Here is a 24,752-nt window from a genome sequence, read left to right on the forward strand (position 1 = left end):
CTCCTTAACGATTTTATCTGAATCCATGAGCGCAGGTTATGTATATAATCTGTGCTTTTTTATGTCCAATATTGAAGACGGACGTCTATAAGGCACGACAGATTCGCATGCCCCGATCAGGGGAATGTTGATTCTGACCGCCATTTGACGTCCGTCTTTTTTGGTTTTTCCACTGTGCGGTGGACCCAAGGGAATCCTTGATCACATATAATATCCATTTTTAAGGGGAGGAAAAGATGATGGTAATGGTTCAATTGAAGAAAATGATGTCTGCTGTGGAGACAGAAGGCGGATAGTAAAGAAATCAATATGGGGGAGGTAGACTGAAATGTTTAGTATTTTCAAGAAATTATCATGGTTTTTTATTGAAAATTGGAAGAGGTATACAGTGGCGATCGTCCTATTGACGATTGTCGGAATCCTGGATGTTATGCCTCCAAAACTTGTGGGCAATGCCATTGATGACATACACCTCGGTGACATGACCTGGAGTGTGGTGGGCAAGTATCTCTGGATGATAACAGGCATCGCCCTGATATCTTACGGAATGACCTATGTATGGATGTATCAACTATTTGGCGGCGCCTTCCTTGTAGAGAGGAAACTTCGCAGCAAGTTCATGGGACATCTGTTGAAAATGACGCCTACATTCTTCGAGAAGAATCGTACAGGGGATTTAATGGCGAGGGCAACGAATGATCTGAAGGCCATCTCCGTTACGGCGGGCTTCGGGGTTCTGACCTTGATCGATTCAAGCGTGTTTATGTTAACGATCCTGTTTACTATGGGGTTCCTGATCAGTTGGAAACTTACGATTGCAGCCATAATACCATTGCCGATCATGGCGTTGTTAATGAAGGTATATGGGGCCAGGATTCATAAACGGTTCACAGATGCCCAGGATTCATTCGGGGACTTGAATGACAAAGTTCTCGAGTCTATTGCAGGTGTGCGGGTGATCCGGGCGTATGTACAGGAAAGGGCGGATGAGAAGCGGTTTTCTGATATGACGGAAGACGTGTTCAACAAAAATATAGCGGTGGCAAGGATCGATTCTCTTTTCGAACCTACCATCAAAGTCCTGGTCGGATTGAGTTATCTAATCGGCCTTGGCTACGGCGCTTATCTTGTATTCCATCAGACGATCACCCTGGGTGAGCTGGTCTCGTTCAATGTGTATCTCGGGATGCTGATCTGGCCGATGTTTGCGATCGGAGAATTGATCAATGTCATGCAACGGGGGAATGCCTCGCTTGACCGGGTTCAGGAGACACTTGATTATGTGCAGGATGTACGGGATTCAGAAGACCCAAAATGGATGGACTCGCCTGAACAGATCGGATTTAAGGAAGTGGACTTTAAGTACCCTTCTTCACAGGTTCTGAATCTGACCGATATCAATGTGAATATCGCCAAGGGTGGTACCCTTGGAATAGTTGGAAAGACTGGAAGCGGGAAAACGACGTTCATTAAGCAGCTTCTGAGAGAATATCCGGTGGGGAAAGGAACCCTCTCCATCGGGGGGGTACCAATCAGTGAGTTGAGTATTCAGCAGGTACGGGATTGGATAGGTTATGTCCCGCAGGATCATGTTCTTTTTTCCAGGACCGTAAGAGAGAATATTCTGTTCGGACGACATGATGCAAAGGAGAGTGATCTCGAAAGAGCCATTGAGCTGGCTGACTTCAAGAAAGACCTCGAAATGCTCCCTGATGGATTAAAGACACTAGTAGGAGAAAAAGGGGTAGCCCTTTCAGGTGGCCAGAAACAGCGGATATCCATTGCAAGGGCACTCATCAAGAACCCGGAAATCCTGATTCTGGATGACTCGTTATCAGCTGTCGATGCAAAGACAGAAGCCAAGATCATAGACAATATTCGAACAGAACGTGAAGGAAAAACAACGATCATTACCACTCACCGTCTATCGGCTGTACAGCATGCGGATTGGATCATCGTATTCGAAGATGGGAAAGTAGTAGAAGAAGGCGTTCATGAACGTCTCCTTGAAAATGGCGGCTGGTATAAAGAACAATTCGACCGTCAACAAGTTGAAGATTCCTCACTGGAGGAGGTGGGCGCATGAAAGTCGGAAGAAAACTAACCGAATATGCCCTTATGTATAAAAAAATCATTATTGTTGCCCTTTTAATGCTCACTGTATCAGTTGCCGCAGAGCTTGCAGGCCCATTCATTGCAAAAAAATTGATCGATAACCATATTCTCGGCATTGAATCCACCTGGTATGAGACTGTAAAGGGGAAAGATGCTGTACCTTATGGCGGGAAATGGTATAAACGTGAACAATATTTCATGCAAGGAGAGACGAAAGGAGAAGACGTCCGCATCCTTCAGGTAGGCAGGTCGTTCTATTTCGTTCCGGCCACCGTATCCTTTGATGGTGAACGTACGGTCGAATCAGATAAGATGACGGTTACGAAAGGTGAAAAGACTGCCACTTACCCTGCCGAGAAGCTGACAGGAGATGAGCTATTAAAATTTTTCAATCCTGAAATCCCAAAGATCATTAAATTGATCGCCTTTTATTTTGGGTTGCTTGTCGTCTCTTCCTTTTTCCAATATGGTCAGCGCTTCTATTTACAGAAGGCGGCTAACCGGGTCATTCAAAAAATGCGCAATGATGTATTTCAACACATCCAGAAGCTGCCGATCCGCTATTTTGATAATCTCCCGGCAGGGAAGGTCGTCGCCAGGATCACTAATGACACTGAGGCAATCAGGGAATTGTATGTGACAGTGCTGTCGACCTTCTTTTCCAGTACGATTTACATTATCGGGATATACATTGCTTTATTTATCCTTGATGTGAAATTGGCGGCACTCTGCTTAATCCTCATTCCGATACTGGTACTGTGGACGTATCTATATCGCATATATGCGTCTAAATACAATCACATCATCAGATCGAAAGTGAGCGACATCAATGCCATGATCAATGAATCCATTCAGGGTATGAACATCATTCAGGCATTCAGCAGGGAAAAGAAAACAAATGAAGAATTTGAAGACTTAAACGAAACACACTTCAAATATCAAAATAAATTGCTAAGCTTAAATTCAATGACCTCTCATAATCTGGTGGGGGTTTTAAGGAATATTACCTTCGTGGCATTTATATGGTATTTCGGAGGCGCATCGATCGGAGTGGGGTCTGTGGTCACGCTCGGCGTACTATATGCCTTTGTCGATTACATCAACCGATTGTTCCAGCCTGTGACGGGTATAGTGAATCAGCTTGCAAACCTCGAACAGGCACTGGTGGCTGGAGAACGGGTTTTCAAACTGTTGGAAGAGACTGGAACTCCAGTGGAAGATGAGAAAATGAGCAGGTACGAAGGAAATGTAAGCTTTGAGCATGTTTTCTTTGGATATAAGGAAAATGAATATGTGCTGAAAGATATTTCGTTTACAGCAAACAGAGGGGAAACCGTTGCCTTGGTGGGACACACTGGTTCAGGGAAAAGCTCGATCATGAATCTTTTATTCCGCTTCTATGATAGCAATGAAGGGAAAATACTGATCGATGGAAATGACATCGTCGACATTCCCTATCAGACGATTCGTGAGCATATGGGAATCGTCCTTCAGGATCCTTACTTGTTCACGGGGACGATCGCCTCGAACGTCAGTTTAGAAGATCCCAGGATTTCAAGGGAGCAGGTGGAGGCGGCACTCAATGCCGTTGGAGCTGAAAAAGTCTTCAAGAATCTGGAGAACGGGTATGATGAGCCGGTGATCGAGAAAGGCAGTACGCTTTCATCCGGTCAACGTCAGCTGATATCTTTCGCCAGGGCACTTGCGTTTAATCCGGCTATCCTGATCCTGGATGAAGCCACTTCGAGCATCGATACAGAGACCGAAGCGATCATTCAGGAAGCGATGGAGGTTTTGAAGAAAGGCAGAACGACCTTCATCATTGCTCACAGACTCTCTACGATTAAAGAGGCCGATCAAATCCTTGTATTGGATCGTGGTGAAATTGTGGAGCGGGGCAATCATGACGAATTGATGAAGCGGATGGGACGCTATTATCAAATGTACCAGCTCCAGCAGGGGTCAAAAGGGGATCTGGCTGGATAATAGAGGGAAGGCATCTGACGATGGGAGTCGGATGCTTTTCTTTTTTGGTTTGAAATAGATCATTAAACGAACCAAATGGACTCTGTCATTCCACCATAAATACAATTTCCTGTTAAGAAAACAGGACTTTCGTGGTATTTTGTCGTTTTAAATCGAAATTTCGCCGTTATCAATGTATAATTTAATTGATAAAAAAGTTTCATAAAGGGAGGATCCTATGATGGGATGGGCAATCGCCATTTTATTTGGGTCAGCAGTTGTGCTGCTCATTTTATCGTTTATTAAAACGACACAAACAAACTCAAAGCTTGAGCAACAGATAGAGCATGTATCAATCAATGTTTTGAATGAGGTGCATGGACTGGAAATGCAATTAAGAAATATTCAACTGGATGCAGAAATCACTGCTCAGCAGGCAGGGGCTGTACCTGCTGAATCAGAAGAACGTGAGATGCTTCGTGAAATGCTTGATTTGTATAAGAGAGGCTACTCCATTGAAAGTATAGCAGGTAAAACAAAGCTTAAGCCCATAGAAGTTGAGCAAATGCTCTTGCCTTTCACGGTTCAAAAAGGTGAAAGGGGCTTAGTGGCACAATGACAGTGACATCGAATACATTGCGAAGTTTTGCTGCAGGGATCTTGATATCAACCTCTTTGATCGGGGCTGTTTATCTGTTCGGTCCATCAGAAGCAAAAAGTACTGGCAAAGTTGAATCTGCCAAAGTAGAAAAGCTGTCAGAGGACGACATGGTAAAGAATTTGACTTCAAAGGGCTATGTCATACATACAGAAGATCAGTGGAAGAAGCAGCTTCAAGCCATGAACGAAAAGAAGGAAGACAAGACAGCAGAGAAGAAAGAAGATAACACCGACGGTAAGGTGATATACAAAACGATGCTAACAGTTTCTACAGGTATGACAAGCATCGATGTCGGAAATGCCCTGGAGAAGGCGAACATCATTAAGAGCGGTTTGGATTTTTACAAACAAGTCGAAAACCGGGGTGTTGAAAACGACTTGCGCCCAGGTACATTCGAAGTCGAAAGTGGGATGACCACGGACGAGATCATTTCTACCATATTCAAATAACGGAGAAACGGGACTGATTTTCAGTCCCGTTTTTTAGTGTTCAATATGAAATCCCGACCCGGCTCCTAATATAGGAGTCGTCCTCAAGTTGTTTAAAGATGAAATCTCCTGTGTCGAACATGGAAATGCTTTTGCCGCCTTCAGGCAGAACGTCCTTTTCCGTCCTGTAATTCCCCAGTCTCACACCATCTGGTAAATAGGTGGGACAAACGACCGTCCAATCCATCTCTGATGCCTGCAGCATTAAAAAGGCTCTCAGGTGGTCCTCTGCAGCAACTGTGCTCCTCCTTTTTGATTCACTTGATTGAAAGCGGTAAAGGGTTGAATCGTATCGAGACTGGAGGATACCTGCTGTACCACAAGTAATGATCCGTTTTAAGCCATGATGCCTCATGGCTTTTAATAGAATCGGCATACTTCTTGAAAGCGTATCATTTTTATCTGTATTCAGGCAGCTGATCACAGCATCCGTTCCTTCTACGGTCCTCATCACGTCTTCTTCGTTCAGTACATCCCCTATCATTTGTATTCCTTTCACGTGTTCCAAACTGTTCTTCCGGACTAAACGTTTTATATCATGCTTAGCCAATGCTTGTTGAAGGACTACGGAACCAACCCGGCCCGTACTCCCGAATAACGCAATTTTCATCATCATGACCTCCCGTTTCCTTATAAAAGATAGTGTATCTTATATTGAGGGATTTTACATGATAATGGATTCAGAGTTACATACTAGATAACGAGATGAAAAAATCTCGAAATGAAACTTTTATATTGACTTATTTCCCATAACGTTTTATGATGACAATCGTAACAAATTTAAATCCGATAAGAATAGTGGGGGTTTTACGATGAAAAAGTGGAAATTATCCATCATCATGCTAATCGCCTTATCCATGGTATTAGCTGCATGTGGTCAATCTAAAGATAAAGAAGAATCTAACGGTGATTCGAATGATGGGAAAACATCTCTTTACGATAAAGTGAAGGAAGATGGCGAATTACTCGTCGGAACGGAAGGTACATACCCTCCATTCACATTCCATGACGAAGCTGGAAAGCTGACAGGTTTTGACGTGGAAATTGCTCGTGAGGTAGCGAAGCGCCTTGGTGTGGAAGCGAAATTCCAGGAAACACAATGGGATGCAATGTTTGAAGGGTTGAACTCCAAACGCTTTGATATGATTGCAAACCAGGTAGGGATCCGTGAAGACCGCGAGAAGAAATATGATTTCTCTAAACCATATATTGAATCAAGTGCAGTAGTTGTTGTATCAAAAGATAACAAAGATGTTACTTCATTTGAGGACATCAAAGGATTGACTTCTGCTCAATCCCTGACTAGTAACTACCGAGATATCGCTGAAAAAAATGGTGCGAAAATTCAAGGGGTGGAAGGTCTATCACAATCCATCCAATTACTTGAGCAAGGCCGAGTGGATGTAACAGTGAACGATAAGATTTCAATCCTTGATTACCTGAAGAAACAGCCGAATGCCAATGTGAAAATTGCCGCAGAAGCTGAAGACGCTGGTCAAAGTGGTTTGATGTTCCGCAAAGGCAACGACAAGCTGGTAGAAGAAGTGAATAATGCGTTAGAGGAAATGATGGAAGACGGTACGTACAAAGAGATCTCTGATAAGTGGTTCGGAGAAGATGTATCTCCTAAGTAGCATTTACCAGGATCCTCAAGCAATGATTGATATTTTACAAAGCTCCCTGCTTCCAATGTTAGAGGGGGCTTTGTATTATTCTATACCTCTAACGCTCATTTCATTTGCTTTAGGAATGATCCTGGCTGTTCTGACTGCTCTTGCCCGTCTGTCAAATATATCAATTTTACGTGGGATTGCACGTGTTTATGTATCTGCGATAAGAGGAACCCCTTTACTGGTTCAATTATTTATCATTTTCTATGGGTTACCTACTCTGGGAATCAAGTTTGATCCGTTCCCTTCTGCCATTATCGCTTTCTCATTAAATAAAGGTGCTTATTCGTCAGAAATCGTACGTGCCGCGATTCAATCGATTCCGAAAGGACAATGGGAAGCAGGCTATTCCATCGGCATGACTTATTCTCAAGCCTTAAAGAGAATCATCCTGCCGCAGGCAACAAGGGTATCCATTCCTCCGTTATCAAATTCTTTCATCAGTCTGGTGAAGGATACGTCACTTGCTTCCTTGATTCTAGTGACGGAAATGTTCAGGAAGGCACAGGAAATTGCGGCTACCAACTATGAGTTTTTACTTATGTACATGGAAGCAGCGCTGCTTTACTGGGTCATCTGCTTTATTTTATCCATTATACAAGGTCGTATAGAGAACCGACTGGATCGGTACATTGCCAAGTAATATAAAAGGAGATTGAACATGATTTCCATTAAAGGATTAACAAAACGATTTGATCAGTTAGAAGTATTAAAAGGAATGAATGTAGAGGTCGAAAAAGGACAGGTCATCGTCCTGATCGGTCCTTCTGGTTCAGGAAAGACAACGTTCCTGCGCTGCTTGAATGCCCTTGAAATCCCGAATGACGGTACTGTTTCGATAGGCGGTTCCACCGTTGATTTCAATAAAAAGGTATCCAAGCAGGAGCTTATTTCACTAAGAAGAAAAACAGGGATGGTATTTCAGAACTATAATCTGTTCCCTCACATGACTGCACTCGAAAACGTCATGGAAGGACCAACCGTTGTACAGAAACGAAAAAAATCCGAGATGCGCGAAAAGGCCATCAAACTGCTTGAAAAAGTCGGTCTTGGTGATAAGGTTGATTATTATCCATTCCAGCTTTCAGGTGGTCAACAGCAAAGGGTGGGGATTGCAAGGGCCCTTGCCATCGAGCCTGAAGTGATGCTCTTCGATGAGCCTACGTCTGCACTCGATCCCGAACTTGTGGGTGAGGTCCTCAAGGTCATGAAAGATCTTGCCGAAGAAGGTATGACCATGGTGGTTGTCACTCACGAAATGAGATTCGCGAAAGAAGCAGCCGATAAAGTGATCTTCATGGATGGCGGCAACATCGTGGAAGAGGGTTCACCTGAACAAGTTTTCGAGAACCCGAAGAATGAACGGACGAAACAATTCTTGAACTTAATACAGTAGTTTTGATTGAGATGGATGGGGAAAATGCCCATTCATCTTTTTTATTTGCTGGGACTCATTATCAATGAAGCAAAGGAAAGGTACAATAGCTTTAATATTTCTCACCATTCAAGCGATTTGCCCTTTAGTTTGTCTGTTTTAGCTGGATAAGCATGTTTGAAAGGAGTATAGGGTCAAGAGTAGAGTAGATTTTAACATTTGAACACCATCTTCATGATAATCATGCGGGATTTGAGGGGAATCGTTCGAGACTAGATATAATTGGGCGAGAAGTGAGTTTTTCATGCGAGATTCATGATTTTCATGCGAGATCTCGGATAATCGTGCCGTGGTGTCGAATTTTCTTTATTCCATGTTAATACGTACGCTCATTCTTTCTCACTGCCATTCAAAAGGCAGATTCCAAGTTCCCTAACAGTTGAATTAGTTAATTTAGTTGTGAATAAAGTCAAATGTAGCTAATAAACTTTTCAGAAAAAGGTTAGATGAAACGATTTAGTGGAAATATGGAAGTAGACAATACTTTTTAAGGGAGGAATGAGCATGGAATATCGTATAGAGCGTGACACAATAGGAGAAATGAAGGTGCCGAAAGAAAAATATTGGGGTGCCCAGACCCAGCGTAGCAAAGAGAATTTCCAAATTGGAACTGAAAAGATGCCCATCGAAGTTACATATGCCTTCGCACAGCTGAAGAAAGCGGCTGCAGTGGTCAATCATTCACTCGGAAAGCTGTCTGAAGACAAAATGAAGGCAATCGGGCAGGCTTGCGACGAAATCCTTGATGGGACGTGGGACACACATTTCCCTTTGGTTGTCTGGCAAACGGGGAGCGGAACACAATCCAATATGAATGTAAATGAAGTGGTTGCCTATCGTGCCAATGAAATTCTGGCCGAGAATGGTTCAGGTGAGTTGGTCCACCCTAATGATGATGTAAACATGTCCCAAAGTTCCAATGATACGTTTCCGACTGCTATGCACATTGCGGCTTTTCAGGAAATCGAGTCAAAGCTGTTTCCTGTACTTCAGGAATTCATTGCAACACTGAAAGATAAAGAACATGTATTCAAGGACATAATAAAGATCGGACGCACGCATCTTCAGGATGCCACTCCTTTGACACTGGGTCAGGAAATCAGCGGATGGCGCTCCATGATGGAAAAATCCTATAGTATGACTAGAGAAGGGGTACAGCGTCTAGTCAACTTGGCCATCGGAGGAACAGCCGTAGGAACAGGTATCAATGCAGATCCCACGTTCGGTGACAAGGTTGCGAAACAATTGGAAGTCCAGACTGGGATCAAGTTCGTTTCCTCTGACAATAAGTTTCACGCCCTGACATCCCATGATGAAATGGTGTACGTACATGGTGCGGTTAAGGCGTTAGCCGCAGATTTAATGAAAGTGGCCAACGATGTCAGGTGGCTTTCTAGCGGTCCCCGAAGCGGTATCGGAGAACTCTCGATCCCTGCTAATGAACCGGGAAGTTCCATCATGCCCGGGAAAGTGAATCCTACACAAAGTGAGGCCGTGACGATGGTTGCGACGCAGGTCTTCGGAAACGATGCAGCAATCGGATTTGCAGCCAGCCAGGGAAACTTTGAATTGAATGTGTTCAAACCGGTTATCATTTATAATATGCTTCAATCCGTCCGCCTTCTCACCGATGGAATCAAATCCTTTAATGATAAATGTGTGAAGGGGCTTGAAGCTAATACTGAGGTGATTGAAGACTTTGTGCAACGATCATTGATGCTTGTGACGGCTTTAAATCCACACATCGGATATGAAAAGGCAGCCGAGATTGCGAAAAAGGCCCACCTAAATGGATCCACCTTAAAAGAAGCAGCCATTGAATCAGGTTACCTCACGGAAGAACAATATGATCAATGGATCAACCCTGCAAATATGGTCAATAATACGTGACTGTAAGAACTGATGTCTAGTAGTCAATTCCTAGCCAGACAACATGAAAGCCCCCGGAAAGATGACCGGGGGCTTAATCCATTCATATGAAATTGCTAATTATTTTTGGTACCCGCCACCGATTTGTTGTTCAGCCATTTGAACTAGGCGTTTTGTGATTTCTCCACCTACAGAACCGTTAGCACGAGCTGTTGCATCTGGTCCTAATTGTACGCCAAATTCAGAAGCGATTTCGTACTTCATTTGGTCGATTGCTTGTTGAGCTCCTGGAGCTACTAGTTGGTTAGATGAATTGCTGCGAGATTGTTGCTGTTGCATAATCTGTCATCTCCTTAAAATGTGTAAGATTTTTTTGGTTGGGTCAGCTGGAGTTGCACCAGCCCGCTATTCCATGAGCGACCATCTATATATGGCGTAACCCAGCGAGGTTTAGAGAAGGCTTGTTGCTGCCTTGTTACTAGGTATTATGGTTTTTCCTAAGAATTATATTCAGGGTGGTCACAGGGAATTTATTCCTTTTAAATCCCTGCAAGTTTTCTACATAAATCATCGTGAATGTAAAAAGGATAACACTATACAATGAATTAGATTGAAAGTATGGTGACACAGCATGAAAGCTTGCGCATTATGTAACGGGATCGTTGAATATAAAGGGCTTTGCAAGAAGTGCGGGGACTCTACAATGGATCAGGGAAGATATTATGATTTTTATGATGAGTACAGTGCGTATATGGATATACAGCATGTACAGTTAGCCGATGGCATTCCGAATAGCAGCTGTTCTGATACCTGTCTTCACCTCTTTACATGCATCAGGTGTGGGGAAGAAGAGGGGAAAAGTATAGATCTGACGGAGTTTTAATAAAAATGGCGCATCCCTTTCTTAGGGGTGCGCCATTTTCTTATTTATTTATCGGATTCTTGACTCAGATTCTGAATCAAAGAAATGAGCTTTGTTCATATCGAATGCAAGATCAATCGTTTGACCTGCAACGATATCAGTACGAGAGTCAACACGTGCGACAAACTCTTGTCCTTCTAATTGAGAGTAAAGCATCGTTTCAGCACCTGTTAATTCGGATACTTCGATTTTAGCAGTGATTTTCGCACCTTCAGCCGTATCCAGGAAGAGTGGCTCATCATGAATATCTTCAGGGCGCACACCAAGAATGATGCTCTTGCCTACATGACCTTGTTCGCGAAGCACTTTCATTTTCCCTTCAGGTACAGAGACTTTCGTCTTTCCGATAACGAACTTCCCATCTTCAAGGGAACCGTGGAAGAAGTTCATGGCAGGGGAACCGATGAAACCACCAACGAAAACGTTCTCCGGCTTATCATATACTTCTTTAGGTGATCCCACTTGCTGGATGACTCCATCTTTCATGACAACGATGCGTGTAGCCATTGTCATCGCTTCTGTCTGATCATGTGTAACGTAAATCGTCGTTGTTTGGAGGCGTTGGTGCAGCTTAGCGATTTCCGCACGCATCTGTACACGAAGCTTTGCGTCAAGATTGGATAAAGGCTCATCCATCAAGAATACTTTCGCATCACGTACGATCGCACGGCCAAGGGCCACACGCTGACGCTGACCACCTGATAATGCTTTCGGTTTACGGTCCAGTAATGCTTCAAGACCAAGGATTTTAGCTGCTTCCTGTACTCGGCGATCAATTTCCTGTTTATCGAACTTACGTAATTTAAGGCCGAATGCCATATTATCATATACGCTCATATGTGGGTAAAGGGCGTAGTTCTGGAAAACCATGGCGATGTCACGATCTTTTGGAGCAACATCGTTCACGCGCTTACCGTCAATGGAGAAATCCCCTTTTGAAATTTCTTCAAGTCCCGCAATCATCCGCAGGGTAGTGGATTTCCCACAACCTGATGGCCCTACAAATACGATAAACTCTTTATCTTGAATGTGCAGGTTAAAATCATTTACAGCCGTTACCTTACTATCATAAATTTTGTGAATATGTTCAAGTTTTAATTCAGCCATATTATATTCTCCTCCTCAAATTGCAATCGTTTTCATCTATGTGTTCATTGTAGAGAAAGCGGATTCAAAAGAATATGGTCAACCTGCACAAAGTTGCTTAATCGTTATTGGGCAAGTTGTCAGATTGGAAGCTCAAACAGGCAAAATAAGCGAGAATCCCACCTTGAAAACTTTTTATATCAATATTCGTTTTTTCAATGAATTTATCAATCCGGTATTGGACGCTATTTCGATGCATGAATAATTTCTTTGCGGTCTGGCTGATATTGGATTGATTTTCAAGGAAAACCTTCACGGTATGGATCAGTTCGGAGTCTTCCCTAAAGGTGTCAACGACCTTTTTAAACAGATGCTCCTCCCATTCCTTTGGAAGGTGATGGAGGGCGAACTCAGGCAGGACCGTTACCGATGTTTGAATGAATGCCTGCTTCTGGATCGTTTTGGAAAATGAAAACAGTTCCCGTTCATGGGCGAAGAAAGCAGGGAATCCAGCATTCAATTCGTGAAATTGTCCGATATAAAAAGAAGGGCTGACGAAAAAGTCCGCTTCAATCACATGGGATATCGACAGCAGCTGCTCCTCATCCAATACCCATTCGCTTTTCTCTTCAATGATCAGTCCCATGCGATCGGCATGAAAAACAAGGATGGTCCCGTGGGGGAATAAATGCTGAAACGCTTCTTTCAGCTCGAATTGATTCTGAGTTTCCTTCATACTGAATTGAATGACGCGAAAATCTCCGCTATATGTAGAAGGCATCGGCCCATTCTTCAGTAAATAGTTATACCACTCTATGGACTCGGAAGAATCATTCACATTGACAGATGGGGCTTCCACCTCTCGGAACAGGCAATTTAATAAATCCAGTTCCCCCTGTGAGATCTCTGATTTATCAATTCCTGCATATTCATCCTCTCGCTCGTCCGTAAACCAAACCTTATTGGATTCAAGGCTAGTAGGATAATGGTGCTGGATAATGATACCGGGGTATTTTTTACGTAAATGTGTAAACATGTGATCCCTCTTTGTTCATTATTATAGTAAAAAAGGTTATAATGATATTGTACTGAAATAGCTCAACTAATCAAAGTATGCATCATTGCAAAAATACACTTTATTTAATACTATTGTAGAATGAATAAATTCTTATGGGGTGTCCTGAATGGAATATACGAAAGAAGTTACAAATCGAATGAAACGTCTTGAAGGTCAAGTACGGGGTGTCTTGAAAATGATGGAGGATGAAAAACATTGTAAGGATGTTGTGACTCAATTATCCGCTGTTCGCACTGCCGTTGACCGTACGATCGGGCTGATAGTGGCGAAAAACCTGGAAGCCTGCATACGTGAATCAGAAGAAGAAGGTATCAAAGCCGAAGATGCGATTCAAGAAGCTGTCAATATGCTGGTCAGAAGCCGATAAATGTAAAAAGCTGCCTTAAGGGATGAGTTCCCGATGGGCAGCTTTTTTGTCCAGCTCCGGCGGCTAGTCCCTCGAGGTCATAAGTCAAGCCAACCAAAAAGGCAAAGAGCGCCTTTCCGGTTGGCTCGTCTTATGCTTGTCGGGCCTGCCCAAGCCGCCTCCGCTTTTCTACTTGTCCAGCTCCAGGGGCTTGAGGCTCGAGGTCATAAGTCAAACTAACCAAAAAGGCAAAAGCGCCTTTCCGGTTAGTTCGCCTTATGCTTGTCGCCTCAGGGCGAACCCCTTCCGCTTTTCTACTTCGGTGGTTCTTCGTAGTCCGTGATTTCGATCGCTTCCTCGATATTGGTGGTGTTTTCCCTCATGTGGACGGAACCTCCGGACATGCCTTCGTTGATGAAGCGGTCGACATCGAGGAATGCTTTTTCTCTTCCTTCATAATTGGTATCCGGAAGGAATTGATCGTCTTTTTTCATGTTCATCAGCCTCCTTTCTTTAGTTTTAGAAAGGAAGCCGAAGTTATACATAAGAAGAATTGAAAATCTATGTAGGGTTATTATTCATACACATGGAAAAGCATCAGTTCATGGAGCTGCTTCTTAAGTGTATCTTCATGTTCACCCGGGGGAATGTGTCCAGTCCATTCGATTCTTCCGTCCTTATGGTAGGCCCCTGTGTATTTCGTCCCGCTGAAGTAAAAGGAAAATGTCCAGCCGGGAAGCTGCTTATTCTCGAACATGTTCTGATATTGAAAATGTTGGATCATCGTTCTTCACCTCCATCCATATTGTAAACGTTTTACCGATTGCTGTGTAGGACATACCGTGAAATGTATCATAATTGGATGGCTCCTCTAATAGAATTTACTGAAGAGAGAGGGGAGGGACGAAGGATGAATTCGTTTATCCGTGATTTAGAGAAGGCGATAAGTGATGAATGGACAGGTTATTATTTTTATAAAGAGTTAAAAGCCCGTACGAATAACCCATTATATGTTGAGTTTATTGAACATGCACAAAAGGACGAAAAAGAGCATTATGAAATGTTTCAATACCTCCATTATCTATTAACGGGTGAGTATTATGAACATAAGAAAGAAAAGGTGGGTTTTACCACCTTTAAAGAAGGGGTGCTCCGTGCACTGAAGGATGAACTCGAAGGGGCGGAGTTTTACCGGGATATGCTCCTTGAGATTCCGAATCAGCAGGCATATAAACCTCTCTTTATTGCTATGACCGATGAACAGGAACATGCCACCAGATTTTCAACCATCTATAACTCATTACGGTAATTAGAAAAAGGTTGAACCTTGTGTCCTCCACGATGATTCAACCTTTCGTGTTTTTCGCGCTGAGAGTGAGGAACGTCCGGACAAGCTGCTTCCTCCTGTTCGTTTCGATTTCTATCTCATCAAAGCTCATGGGCTTTGAATTGATTTCAAATAAAACGAAGCCACCCTGTTCCCTCGGAGCCAAGTCGATGGAAAATTCCCCGACATAGCCGAATGTTTTGGCGAGCTCTTCTCCGCAAATATGAACGAGTCGGGAAATTTCTTTTTTTGTTTCTGCATCTGCCACATCTTTCAATGAAATGATCTTTCCCCCGGCAGGCACATGAGTCGTCACTTCCTGACGTTGTGACATGCGGACACCGATGCCGATCAACCTGAAAGCTTCCCCGGTATGGAGGACTAGTATGCGAAAATCAAATCGATGATCATGGAGCGTTTTACAAGGAATGGCTTCCTGCATGATCCAAAGATTATCTGTAAACCATTCCTGATATGTTTGATGCAGACGTGAAAGTGATGCAAATCTCTCCAATTTCTTTACACTTTTACATAGTATCCGTCCCTTTTGATCGATTTCGATTAGCCTGATCCCTTTTCCTTGTGAAGATAGGGAATGTTTCACATACACTTTTTTGTGGGTTGTCAGGAAGTCCGAAAAGGCTTCTTCGTCCCTGACCAGTTTGGTTTCCGGCAGATACGACTTTAGCCCTTCATTTTTAGAAAGGATCTCATGTATCTCCCATTTATTAAAGAAATGGGGGTTGAAGAAAGGAATGTCATGCTTTTTAATGAAATGGAGAAGTTTTTCATAAGACTGGTTTTGTTCTGTATGCCGTGACGGGACCCTGTTATATATGACGTTCGGAACCGGAAACAGGCATCTGACCCATTTGTGCAGAGAGTGATGATATACAATTCCCCATATAGTATCCCCAAAGACATCCTGCGGTGAAAAGACGAAACAGATTCCGCCGGCTTTTTCCACGTCTTGTTGAATCGATCGGAATAATTCAAAGTTTCCCCTGTATTTGCTGCTGCCTTCTTTACTCGAGACAATGCCGATTAAGGGGATTGCCGTAGTATTCTTACCGATTGAGACTTCAAATGTATAGCATTGATCAGAATCTTTAGAAGAAAGCAGAAAGGAATTCTTTGCAAATCCATATGTCGTAATGGCTTCCTGCGCGTGGAAAAAGGTCCTCTTTGATCGATCATAAAGGATTTTCATTGAATCATTTCCTCGGGATGATGCACGGTTTGTTGAGTAAGAAAGATCCCAAATGATAAGGCAAGCTTTCTTGTTAATAAATCATGACGCTTTAATTCAGGATGTGAAAATATCGATCTGCCAGGCTTTGAATTTGCTTCAAACATCCATATATGATGGTTGTCATCCACGCCGAAATCGAATCCGATTTCTCCAATATATCCTTCCAGATTTTCCTCGATTGCATGTGATAACAATAAAGCGGCATCTATTAATCCATCTTCAATGATCTGCCTTTCTCTTTCATCAGGGAAAAGCTCTGAAAGAACCTTCACTACGCCACCATTATTGGCATGTGTCGTCACACTTCCTGATCCAGCAACTTTCCCGGCCATTGCGCTGACCTGCCAGTTGCCTTCTTCGTCCTTATTCGTATGGACCCTGAAATCGATCGGCCTCCCATTCTCTTTCAGTAAGGAAATTCCCTGTTGGACGATGAAGTTTTCAAGGTTTCTGTTTTTGAATACCGTATTGGAGAGACGCTCAAGGCTATCAAACTTAAGTAATCGGTTCTTATGATCGTGATCTCTAAAGCGACAATAATATTCTTCGGATGAGCGGCTATACGTAATTTTGTGAATTCCGTTGCCGAGACTTCCATTTTTGGGTTTAAGATAAATATGATGATAGTCAGAGAGCATTCGCTCTATGTCATCTAATGTTTGGAAAGACATGGTCTCGGGAAGGAAGTTGTGCACGGTCTGATCATTTTCCAATCTCTCGAAAAGATCGAGTTTATTGAAAAATCCGGGATTATACCAAGGGATCCCATACTCTCTCTGCAACCTTTCCTTCAGACTCTGGTAGGTTTTTCTTTTTTCACTTCTCCTGTTCGGAAGTCTGTCATATATCACGTTGGGAAACGGGATTTCTTCGATTTCCCATCCTTCTCCAAAATGGAAGAACCCTTTTACCAGTCCGTTTTCCCAGTCAATATGTTTTTCTCCAAACACAAAAGGGATAACCCCTAATGAAGATTGTACGGATAGCAACTTTTGAAAGAACTGTGAGCGTTGGCCGATAGGACTTAATCGGAAACTTGTAAATCCAGCCGTGAATATGCCGATCAGTACCCCCGCATATACACATTCGTCCTTACAGAACAGGGAGAGAGAATCCACTTTTGATGGAAGGTGTATGTTCTTAGCCAAAGCTGTGCTGATCCCGATCACATTACGGCCATTCGGATGGCGTTTGCATTTGGCGGATTGCCTTTTAGTCCCAAGTATCACTGTATGGGGCAAGGTATCTTCGTCGAGTCTGAAGCCGGAAGGGAGGTAGAAAATGCATTCTTCATCTTGAAACTGTTCAACTTTGAACGTATGAAGCATTAGAAATCACCTCGTCTTAAGGATGAAAGAGATTGTGAAGATAGAAATGTGCAATATTCCAAAGGTGCTCTGTATAAATCTGAAAGCTTATCAGGTTGAAGGCTATTCACTACTTTATGTCCCGGTTTAGAGTTCATATCCAGAATCCAAAGGGACTGATCCTGTGCGATGATCAGATCGACACCAATTTCAAACAGGGGAGAAAACTGTTCTTCAAGGAGAATCGGAATATGCTCTAAAATTGACAGTAGTTCCTGTTCGATAAAGTCCCATGAAACCGAATCATGGGTAGACTTCCAGTCACTGCAGGAAAGATAGGAAGCACCCCGACTGATATTCGTCAGAATTCCGTTTGCTTCGCCAACACGGACCGCCCGCTGAAATTCCCTCCATTCCCCGTTCCCATCTTTATTCAAGAGGATGCGCATATCGAATGGAGATCCTTCCTTTGTATGGTTTAGAAGCCTGTTCTGACAAATGAAGGTATGCTGTTTGAGGATGTGCTCTGCCCATTTTAGAAAAAGTTCGTCGCTCTGGAAAGATTGTTCGATGATTCCGTGCTTCTTAGTTGTCCGGACTTTGATTTCATCTAAGCCAGCCTCAAGATGGTAAACGGCGAATCCGTGAGCACCGTCCACTGGTTTAATGATGATATCTTTGCGTTCTGACAGGAGATTAAGTAACTCCGGTCCATCGGATACTAAAAAGGTTTCAGGAATATAAGGAGAAAGGGACGTTTGACTTAGCTTTTCATATAAATGCCATTTATTTGGTAATCCATATCCGAGGAACCGGATATGCTTCTGATTCTTCATCCATTGTACGACGGCTCTCGCCTGGCGGGACCTTAAATCATGCTGATAATACGTCCGATCATAGATGAAATCGGGAATATCAAAGACGTCTTTTTCCCATTTTCCCGCCACCCTGTCGAAATGATGTCCTTCCACCGTTTCGGTTAAAGGAGATATTCCCTGTGGGGAAAACAAATAAAGGTCAATTGGATAGGAAAGTGAGTGGTTTGCGATCTCAAGGAAATATTCGTTCGTTACCTGTGGTACAAGGGTCATGATGCCCAGTGAGTGATTCATCGAGAGTATCCTCCTTATTCAGTCCATTTGGCGAAACCATATTCATAGAGAGCTTTAACAGACGGACGGATTCGATCGCTCTCTAAGTAAGTTCGTTTAGAAGGCTTAGAATTGATTTCAATCAACCATGGCTTTCCGCTTTCATCTATACCCACATCGATACCGAATTCTCCGAAATGCCCTTCGACGCTATCTGCTAATAGTTTTGAGGCACTGATACATAATCCCTTCATCTCTTTCAGGATCTCCCTGCTTTTCTGTGGCGAAAAAAAACGCTGTAATGCTATGTGGGGTTTTTCAATACGGCCCCCCTGGTCCACATTTGCAACGAATTGTCCGTGTGCAGCGATCCGCGACACAGACGAAACCAGAACCCACTCACCGTTTCCATTCATGTGACATAGGAAGCGAAAGTCTAATGGCTGTTCTTCAACTGTCAGAAAGGGGATTGTTTCCTGAACCAAATAGGCACTCTTGCACCAGGAACGGAGTTGTTTGTAAAGAGCTGAGTAGGATGGGAATGTGATCATCGTATCTGATGAAAATGAGTTTTGCCTCATGAGGAAACCAGTGTCTATTTTCTTGATGCGCATAATGTAACGACCCTTGCTTCCATGAACCCCTTTTACGAATACATCTTGATATTCTGTAAGCATTTCCTCCAGTGAATTCAAACCCTGCACGGTTTTAGGTAAATGAGGATTGAGGACAGGGCTGTTCTTTAAAACATTGTAGACTTCATCTTTTGCCAAAAAGCGTGAATTGAACAACTGTATATCCTGGTCCAGAGAGCGTGAAAGAGCACTTCGAAAGGAAGGGGACCTCTCTATTTTTCTTGAATGACATCGATTGTAAATTACATGGGGAAGAGGGACCTTTGACGACACCCATTCATTCCCATTTTGAATGTAACCTTCGGCGCCATTCTCCACGAATGAGGAAAGGGGAAGCAGGTAGAAAAATCCACCTTTTCGTTGAAACCAGCTCTGACACTCTGTAAAATATTCTTTTAAAGAGTGTGATTGAATGGATTGATTGATTAAGAGGGCGACAACCGGTCCCACATGAATGATGGCTTTCCTTACATCAATGGATATCCATATATTTTCTATATTAGGTAGAGATGCGAATAATGTATCGGCCGTATCCAATATAATCTGTAATGAATCGGCTTTTGTTTCTAAACATGTTATTCCGAGCATGGAATTTCCGCATTTCAACGTCATGTGCCGTTTAAGTGATAGGCGATCCATCATTTTTTCAGGTACATATAAATGATGATGGCCACTTGAATTCTGACGCGAAATAAATGAACATTTTATTTTCATCAGAGCATTCCCCGTTTGCATAACCCTTAAGATTGATTCTATAATGATTTATTGGGCTAATGTTGATATAGCATACTATGTAAACATGGGCAAAATGTTCAAACGAAAGAAGTAGAAAAGGAAGGTGCACTCATGCTGGATGCTTTCATCCTCATATTATTCATGGTCATTGTCGGTGCCCTCATTGGAGGAGTCACCAATTCATTGGCGATAAAAATGTTATTTAGGCCGTATCGGGCATACTATATCGGGAAATTTAAAGTTCCCTTCACACCTGGGCTGATCCCGAAGCGCCGGGGGGAATTGGCGGAACAGCTTGGGAAAATGGTGGTGGACCATTTAATCACACCGGAAAGTCTTCAGAAAAAAGTGATGAATGACGATTTTCAAAAAGATGTGACTCGTTGGCTATCAGAAGAATTGCAACCGGTATTCACATCGGATAAAACGGTGAACGAATGGATGGACATCCTGCAAGTCCCCGTATCTTCTGAGCGGTTAAACGTATGGCTTGAGGAGTGGATCGCTGTCAAAATCAAGGATGCAAAAGCATCCTATACATCCCAGACCCTTGAAGAAGCTCTCCCTGAAAAGTGGCAGGAAAAAGTGGCAGAGAATATTCCAAGACTGGTTGACTTCATCGCAGGCCGGGCGGAAACTTATTTCACGAGCCCGGAAGGAAAGATGAAAGTGAAAATCATGATCGACGATTTCCTGAAGGAACGCGGTATGCTGGGGAATATGCTTGGAATGTTCTTAGGCAACACGTCGGTTGCGGATAAAGTACAACCTGAAATCGTGAAGTTCATCAAGCATGAAGGAACACAGGAAATCCTGTTTAACCTCTTGACGAAAGAGTGGTCGAAGCTGAAACAGATGAAACTGGAAGAATTCATCGACCGATTGCCTGAAGAAGACTTGATCATGACGGCCCAAACCTCCATTGTCAAACTCGTCAACATCGAAGAACATCTATCCAAGCCGCTCAGCCACTGGCTCGAGCCGCACAAGCAAGCCTTCTTCCAAACCCAGCTCCCTAAATGGGTGGATAGAGGGACGGACCTCTTATCCAGGAAGATTCCGAACCTGATGGAGAAGATGCATCTTCAGCAAATCGTGCAGGAGCAGGTAGAATCCTTCTCAGTAGGCAGGTTGGAAGAACTTGTACTTGGCATTTCACGTAGAGAATTCAAGATGATCACATATCTCGGGGCATTGCTCGGGGGAGTGATCGGGATTATCCAAGGTATTATCGCTCTATTGATATCCTGATTTACGCTCGTTTAAGGGTCCTTCCTAGAAATCCTCACTATTGTTTGTTATAGTGAGGGAGAGTGAAATTATAGGAGGTACGTATTTTGGCTATTAACTTATACGATCAAGCAAACGAATTAGAAAGTGCATTGCGTCAAAGCGATGAATTTCTACAACTGAAAAAAATGTATGATGAAGTAAACAATGACGAATCTGCTAACAAGATGTTTGAAAACTTCAGAAACATTCAAATGACACTTCAACAAAAACAAATGAGCGGTGAAGAAATCTCTCAGGAAGAAGTGGAGCAGGCTCAAAAGACAGCTCAACTTGTTCAACAGCATGAGAAAATCGCGAAGCTCATGGAAGCTGAGCAACGCATGAGCATGGTCATCAATGACTTAAACAAAGTCATCATGAAGCCGCTTGAAGAGCTTTACGGTTCTATGCAAAAATAATAAGTGTTGAATAGGGACCGACTTCCTAATGGGGAGTCGGTTTTTTTATTGGTTGTTGTCTGGTTCTGGTGATTGCTTTTCCAATATTTGTTAAAAATACGCAATTAAGGTCGGAAATGACGCATTAAAATAAAAAATGACGCAATTAAGTTGAAAATGACGCAATTAATAATAAAATGACGCAATCAAGCCCCAAAATGACGCAATTAACGTCCCGTCAAACATATATACATTCTCCAAATGTCCCGATATAAGAAATATCGTAATGGAATTTCCCTTAACCCCAGTTTCAACCCTTTTTTTCTAAGCTGTTCAACGATCCAAGCCTCCATTTATGACGGGGGCATCATTTCCTATCCCGCTCCTTGTCATATTTGTCTATCCTCCTTCATAAAAGTAAAGAAAGGGAGTAGACAACATATAGGGGGGACACCAATGATGATCTATCGAATGATGGCTTTGAATATTGATGGCACCATCGTGAATGAAAACGGAAAAATTGCGAAGGAAACGAAGGAAGCAATTGAGTACGTTCAAGATAAAGGGGTTCCGGTCACATTGGTCACCAGCAGGAGCTTTGCATCCGCAAAAAAAGTTGCCAAAGCCCTGAAGCTTGACAGTCCGATCGTGACACATAGTGGAGCTTATATCGCTGGAGAGCTTGAAAAGCCGATGTATGTGAAAAAGATTGCCGAGGATATTACGTATGAAATTGTTCAATTTCTGGAAGGCTTCTCAAGCCAGATACACCTTTCCCATGAAAAGCGTTCCATCGTAGGAAAAGCCAATACACAGGCCAGGGAGATGGCAAAGGTTTCATGGCAACGGGAATCGAAACTACTTTACAGTAAACAGTTTGTAGACCGTGTAAGCGATCATCTTTTGGAGAATCCGATGTCTGTACCAAAAATCTCCGTAGTCATGGAACATAGGGAGGATGTATGGGATGTTGTCGCTTCTTTAAAAGGTATGTATGAAGAAGTGGATGCCATTCCGACATCTGATTATAAATTGGATATCGTGCCGAAGGGTGTATCCAAGCTCCGTGGATTGATGTATCTTTCTGAAAGGCTCGGCGTGAAGAAGGATCAAATCGTGATGGTCGGTTCAGGTATAGATGATATCGATTGCATGACATGCTCAGGGCTTGGCGTCGCTATGGGAGATTCCCCTCCCCAAGTACGGGCTGCGGCAAACTGGATCACCCGCAGCCAGGTTGAAAAAGGGATTCCGTACTTTGTGACTGAGCTGTTTCGAAAACAGCATCCCATCCCATTCCTGAAAAAAATGAATATCATAAAATCGTAATGAAAGGCCCCCGCATTTAATGCGGGGGTTTGTTTTTATAATGCCAAAGTACCGACCATTGACCATTCCCACCCCTTTCTGTACACTTATAAAAGCTTATTAGTTTTGTGAAAGGTGATTACAACGTGAATGTTTTGATAAAAGGAATCGAGGATGAGCGTTTTGAACGCCCCCTGCGATTGATAGCCAATTTATTCTTTGAAGAGACTCAGGTTCATTTCGGTTCATGTGACAATGCTGACCTTCAAGTCCATATAGAACTTTCTACAGCTGAAAAAATAGAAGCGGCAGCCGTATTAACGGAATCCTCAAAAGTACAATCGTACAGTGCCCATTATGAACATGAGTGGACTCCGTATGAAAATGAGAAAGAGCGCTTTAAACAACTGAAAACCGCCGTTTCCCATGTTTATTTAAATGTTCTTCAAGATCTGACTGAAATCAGGCAGAAGTGGGGGATTTTAACGGGTATCCGGCCGACGAAGCTCTTGCATAAGCAGACACAGCTCGGGGTCCCAAAAGAGGAGATCCATGAAAAATTGAAAAAAGAATACCTCATTACAGATGAAAAGATCGATCTTATGCAAAACATCGTCGATCGTCAGCTTTCTGTCGTGCCGGATCTTTATGATCTTCAGCATGAAGTGAGTATTTATATTGGTATCCCGTTCTGCCCGACCAAATGTGCTTACTGTACTTTTCCTGCATACGCGATACTGGGTAAACAAGGTCGTGTCGATTCGTTCCTTGCAGGACTTCACTACGAAATCCAGGAAATGGGACGCTGGATGAAGGAAAAAAATATTAAAATAACGACCATTTATTATGGCGGCGGTACCCCAACCTCCATCACGGCAGAAGAAATGGATGCTCTGTATGAAGAGATGTACCGATCCTTCCCTGATGTCGATAAAGTAAGGGAAGTGACAGTTGAGGCAGGAAGACCCGATACGATTTCCGAGGATAAATTAGAGGTGCTCAACAAGTGGAATATCGACCGGATTTCCATCAACCCTCAATCGTACACCCAGGAAACGTTAAAAGCGATCGGCCGTCATCACACAGTAGAAGAAACCATTGATAAGTTTCATTTATCCCGCAGTATGGGAATGAACAATATCAATATGGATTTGATCATCGGACTTCCCGGTGAAGAGCTTCCCGAACTTCAGCACTCATTGGATGAAACCGAGAAGCTCATGCCGGAATCGTTGACAGTTCATACTCTGTCCTTTAAAAGAGCGTCTGAAATGACGAAGAACAAAGACAAATACAAAGTAGCTGACCGGCATGAAATTGGGAAGATGATGAACCTTGCTGAAGAGTGGACAAAGGAACACGGCTATGAACCTTACTATTTATACCGTCAAAAAAATATCCTTGGTAACTTAGAGAACGTAGGTTATGCCCTTCCCGGACAGGATAGCATCTATAACATCATGATCATGGAAGAAGTCCAAACGATCATCGGCATCGGCTGCGGGGCGGCAAGTAAATTCATTGATCCGAAGACTGGTAAGATCACGCATTTTGCCAATCCGAAAGAACCGAATGCCTATAATCTTGGATTCAAGGAGTATACTGAAAAGAAAATTAAGATATTAAATGACTTATTCTCATAACAAAGAGGGTGCCCTGATAGCTTATGCTAAAGGGACACCCTTTTTTTTCATACAACCTACTCGGTCATTACCCGAATTTTTCGATAATACTAAAAGGAATAATTAAAGAAAGGAGAGAATTAGTTAGATAGACATAGAAAATCAAACAC

At 42.9% G+C, this 24,752-nt stretch carries 25 protein-coding genes; 15 read left to right on the forward strand and 10 right to left on the reverse strand.

Going from position 1 to position 24,752, the window contains the following annotated elements; translation table 11 throughout:
* Positions 1–328: 328 nt before the first annotated feature.
* The 4 genes from SLH55_RS07865 (at position 329) to SLH55_RS07880 (ending at position 5,190) form a co-directional block, all read left to right on the forward strand.
* On the forward strand, positions 329–2,086 hold the full coding sequence (locus SLH55_RS07865; protein ID WP_320323132.1) for an ABC transporter ATP-binding protein: 1,758 nt from the start codon (positions 329–331) through the stop codon (positions 2,084–2,086).
* On the forward strand, positions 2,083–4,101 hold the full coding sequence (locus SLH55_RS07870) for an ABC transporter ATP-binding protein (RefSeq protein ID WP_320323133.1): 2,019 nt from the start codon (positions 2,083–2,085) through the stop codon (positions 4,099–4,101). Before SLH55_RS07865 ends, SLH55_RS07870 begins: the two co-directional genes overlap by 4 nt.
* Positions 4,102–4,321: 220 nt before the next feature.
* Entirely contained in the window at positions 4,322–4,699 is a 378-nt protein-coding gene (locus tag SLH55_RS07875; protein ID WP_320323134.1) for a hypothetical protein, read from the forward strand.
* The gene (locus tag SLH55_RS07880) at positions 4,696–5,190 is read left to right on the forward strand and encodes a hypothetical protein (RefSeq protein WP_320323135.1); all 495 of its coding nucleotides are present in this window, start codon (positions 4,696–4,698) and stop codon (positions 5,188–5,190) included. Before SLH55_RS07875 ends, SLH55_RS07880 begins: the two co-directional genes overlap by 4 nt.
* 40 nt (positions 5,191–5,230) lie before the next feature.
* Here SLH55_RS07880 and SLH55_RS07885 read toward each other — a convergent pair whose 3' ends face one another.
* Positions 5,231–5,839 carry an NAD(P)-dependent oxidoreductase gene (locus SLH55_RS07885; RefSeq protein WP_320323136.1) on the reverse strand — a complete coding sequence of 203 codons (609 nt, stop codon included), beginning with the start codon at positions 5,837–5,839 and terminating at the stop codon, positions 5,231–5,233.
* A 202-nt stretch (positions 5,840–6,041) separates the two neighbouring features.
* On the opposite strand from SLH55_RS07885, the gene SLH55_RS07890 reads away from it, so the two are divergent.
* From SLH55_RS07890 to fumC, 4 genes are all read left to right on the forward strand, one after another.
* On the forward strand, positions 6,042–6,863 hold the full coding sequence (locus SLH55_RS07890; protein ID WP_320323137.1) for an amino acid ABC transporter substrate-binding protein: 822 nt from the start codon (positions 6,042–6,044) through the stop codon (positions 6,861–6,863).
* Positions 6,847–7,542, forward strand: a complete 696-nt coding sequence (locus SLH55_RS07895; RefSeq protein WP_320323138.1) for an amino acid ABC transporter permease — start codon at positions 6,847–6,849, stop codon at positions 7,540–7,542. Before SLH55_RS07890 ends, SLH55_RS07895 begins: the two co-directional genes overlap by 17 nt.
* Positions 7,543–7,560: 18 nt before the next feature.
* Positions 7,561–8,295 carry an amino acid ABC transporter ATP-binding protein gene (locus SLH55_RS07900; protein ID WP_320323139.1) on the forward strand — a complete coding sequence of 245 codons (735 nt, stop codon included), beginning with the start codon at positions 7,561–7,563 and terminating at the stop codon, positions 8,293–8,295.
* Positions 8,296–8,838: 543 nt separating this feature from the next.
* The gene (gene fumC / locus SLH55_RS07905; protein WP_219165698.1) at positions 8,839–10,224 is read left to right on the forward strand and encodes a class II fumarate hydratase; all 1,386 of its coding nucleotides are present in this window, start codon (positions 8,839–8,841) and stop codon (positions 10,222–10,224) included.
* A 99-nt stretch (positions 10,225–10,323) separates the two neighbouring features.
* On the opposite strand, the gene SLH55_RS07910 is transcribed toward fumC, so the two are convergent.
* Complete coding sequence (locus tag SLH55_RS07910; RefSeq protein WP_034763234.1) at positions 10,324–10,542, reverse strand: alpha/beta-type small acid-soluble spore protein; 219 nt, start codon at positions 10,540–10,542, stop codon at positions 10,324–10,326.
* Positions 10,543–10,906: 364 nt separating this feature from the next.
* Here SLH55_RS07910 and SLH55_RS07915 point away from each other — a divergent pair, with 364 nt between their 5' ends.
* Positions 10,907–11,086, forward strand: coding sequence for a hypothetical protein (locus SLH55_RS07915; protein ID WP_206852833.1), 180 nt, complete (start codon positions 10,907–10,909; stop codon positions 11,084–11,086).
* 48 nt (positions 11,087–11,134) lie between these two features.
* Here the strand turns inward: SLH55_RS07915 and SLH55_RS07920 are convergent, their stop codons facing one another.
* Both SLH55_RS07920 and SLH55_RS07925 read right to left on the reverse strand, forming a co-directional pair.
* Positions 11,135–12,232, reverse strand: coding sequence for an ABC transporter ATP-binding protein (locus SLH55_RS07920; RefSeq protein ID WP_219165696.1), 1,098 nt, complete (start codon positions 12,230–12,232; stop codon positions 11,135–11,137).
* A 97-nt stretch (positions 12,233–12,329) separates the two neighbouring features.
* Complete coding sequence (locus SLH55_RS07925; RefSeq protein ID WP_219165695.1) at positions 12,330–13,247, reverse strand: PucR family transcriptional regulator; 918 nt, start codon at positions 13,245–13,247, stop codon at positions 12,330–12,332.
* 148 nt (positions 13,248–13,395) lie between these two features.
* Between SLH55_RS07925 and SLH55_RS07930 the strand changes: the two genes are divergently transcribed.
* Positions 13,396–13,656 carry a metal-sensitive transcriptional regulator gene (locus tag SLH55_RS07930; protein ID WP_206852827.1) on the forward strand — a complete coding sequence of 87 codons (261 nt, stop codon included), beginning with the start codon at positions 13,396–13,398 and terminating at the stop codon, positions 13,654–13,656.
* Positions 13,657–13,949: 293 nt separating this feature from the next.
* Here SLH55_RS07930 and SLH55_RS07935 read toward each other — a convergent pair whose 3' ends face one another.
* A complete protein-coding gene (locus SLH55_RS07935) occupies positions 13,950–14,129 on the reverse strand; it encodes a hypothetical protein (protein WP_219165694.1) in 180 nt (59 codons plus the stop codon).
* A gap of 80 nt (positions 14,130–14,209) precedes the next feature.
* A complete protein-coding gene (locus SLH55_RS07940; RefSeq protein WP_206852824.1) occupies positions 14,210–14,419 on the reverse strand; it encodes a YheE family protein in 210 nt (69 codons plus the stop codon).
* A gap of 126 nt (positions 14,420–14,545) precedes the next feature.
* Between SLH55_RS07940 and SLH55_RS07945 the strand changes: the two genes are divergently transcribed.
* Positions 14,546–14,944: a ferritin-like domain-containing protein gene (locus SLH55_RS07945; RefSeq protein WP_060670520.1), complete on the forward strand. Its 399-nt coding sequence runs from the start codon at positions 14,546–14,548 to the stop codon at positions 14,942–14,944.
* A 37-nt stretch (positions 14,945–14,981) separates the two neighbouring features.
* On the opposite strand, the gene SLH55_RS07950 is transcribed toward SLH55_RS07945, so the two are convergent.
* The 4 genes from SLH55_RS07950 to SLH55_RS07965 are packed head-to-tail and all read right to left on the reverse strand — an operon-like array spanning position 14,982 to position 19,961.
* On the reverse strand, positions 14,982–16,172 hold the full coding sequence (locus tag SLH55_RS07950) for a YheC/YheD family protein (RefSeq protein WP_219165693.1): 1,191 nt from the start codon (positions 16,170–16,172) through the stop codon (positions 14,982–14,984).
* Entirely contained in the window at positions 16,169–17,542 is a 1,374-nt protein-coding gene (locus SLH55_RS07955; protein WP_219165692.1) for a YheC/YheD family protein, read from the reverse strand. The genes SLH55_RS07950 and SLH55_RS07955 overlap by 4 nt, the downstream gene beginning before the upstream one ends.
* Entirely contained in the window at positions 17,542–18,633 is a 1,092-nt protein-coding gene (locus SLH55_RS07960) for a YheC/YheD family protein (RefSeq protein ID WP_219165691.1), read from the reverse strand. Before SLH55_RS07960 ends, SLH55_RS07955 begins: the two co-directional genes overlap by 1 nt.
* A 14-nt stretch (positions 18,634–18,647) precedes the next feature.
* Entirely contained in the window at positions 18,648–19,961 is a 1,314-nt protein-coding gene (locus tag SLH55_RS07965; protein WP_320323140.1) for a YheC/YheD family protein, read from the reverse strand.
* A gap of 132 nt (positions 19,962–20,093) precedes the next feature.
* Here SLH55_RS07965 and SLH55_RS07970 point away from each other — a divergent pair, with 132 nt between their 5' ends.
* The 4 genes from SLH55_RS07970 to SLH55_RS07985 all read left to right on the forward strand — a co-directional run bounded on the left by SLH55_RS07970 (position 20,094) and on the right by SLH55_RS07985 (position 24,603).
* Positions 20,094–21,233: a DUF445 domain-containing protein gene (locus SLH55_RS07970; protein WP_320323141.1), complete on the forward strand. Its 1,140-nt coding sequence runs from the start codon at positions 20,094–20,096 to the stop codon at positions 21,231–21,233.
* A gap of 86 nt (positions 21,234–21,319) precedes the next feature.
* The gene (locus SLH55_RS07975) at positions 21,320–21,673 is read left to right on the forward strand and encodes a YlbF family regulator (RefSeq protein ID WP_034763247.1); all 354 of its coding nucleotides are present in this window, start codon (positions 21,320–21,322) and stop codon (positions 21,671–21,673) included.
* Between the two features lie 435 nt (positions 21,674–22,108).
* Positions 22,109–22,981: a Cof-type HAD-IIB family hydrolase gene (locus SLH55_RS07980; RefSeq protein ID WP_320323142.1), complete on the forward strand. Its 873-nt coding sequence runs from the start codon at positions 22,109–22,111 to the stop codon at positions 22,979–22,981.
* Between the two features lie 125 nt (positions 22,982–23,106).
* Positions 23,107–24,603 carry a coproporphyrinogen III oxidase gene (locus SLH55_RS07985; RefSeq protein WP_219165687.1) on the forward strand — a complete coding sequence of 499 codons (1,497 nt, stop codon included), beginning with the start codon at positions 23,107–23,109 and terminating at the stop codon, positions 24,601–24,603.
* The last annotated feature ends 149 nt before the right edge of the window (positions 24,604–24,752 follow it).

Origin of the sequence: Rossellomorea sp. YZS02 (assembly GCF_033963925.1) — a bacterium.
GTDB lineage: Bacteria > Bacillota > Bacilli > Bacillales > Bacillaceae_B > Rossellomorea.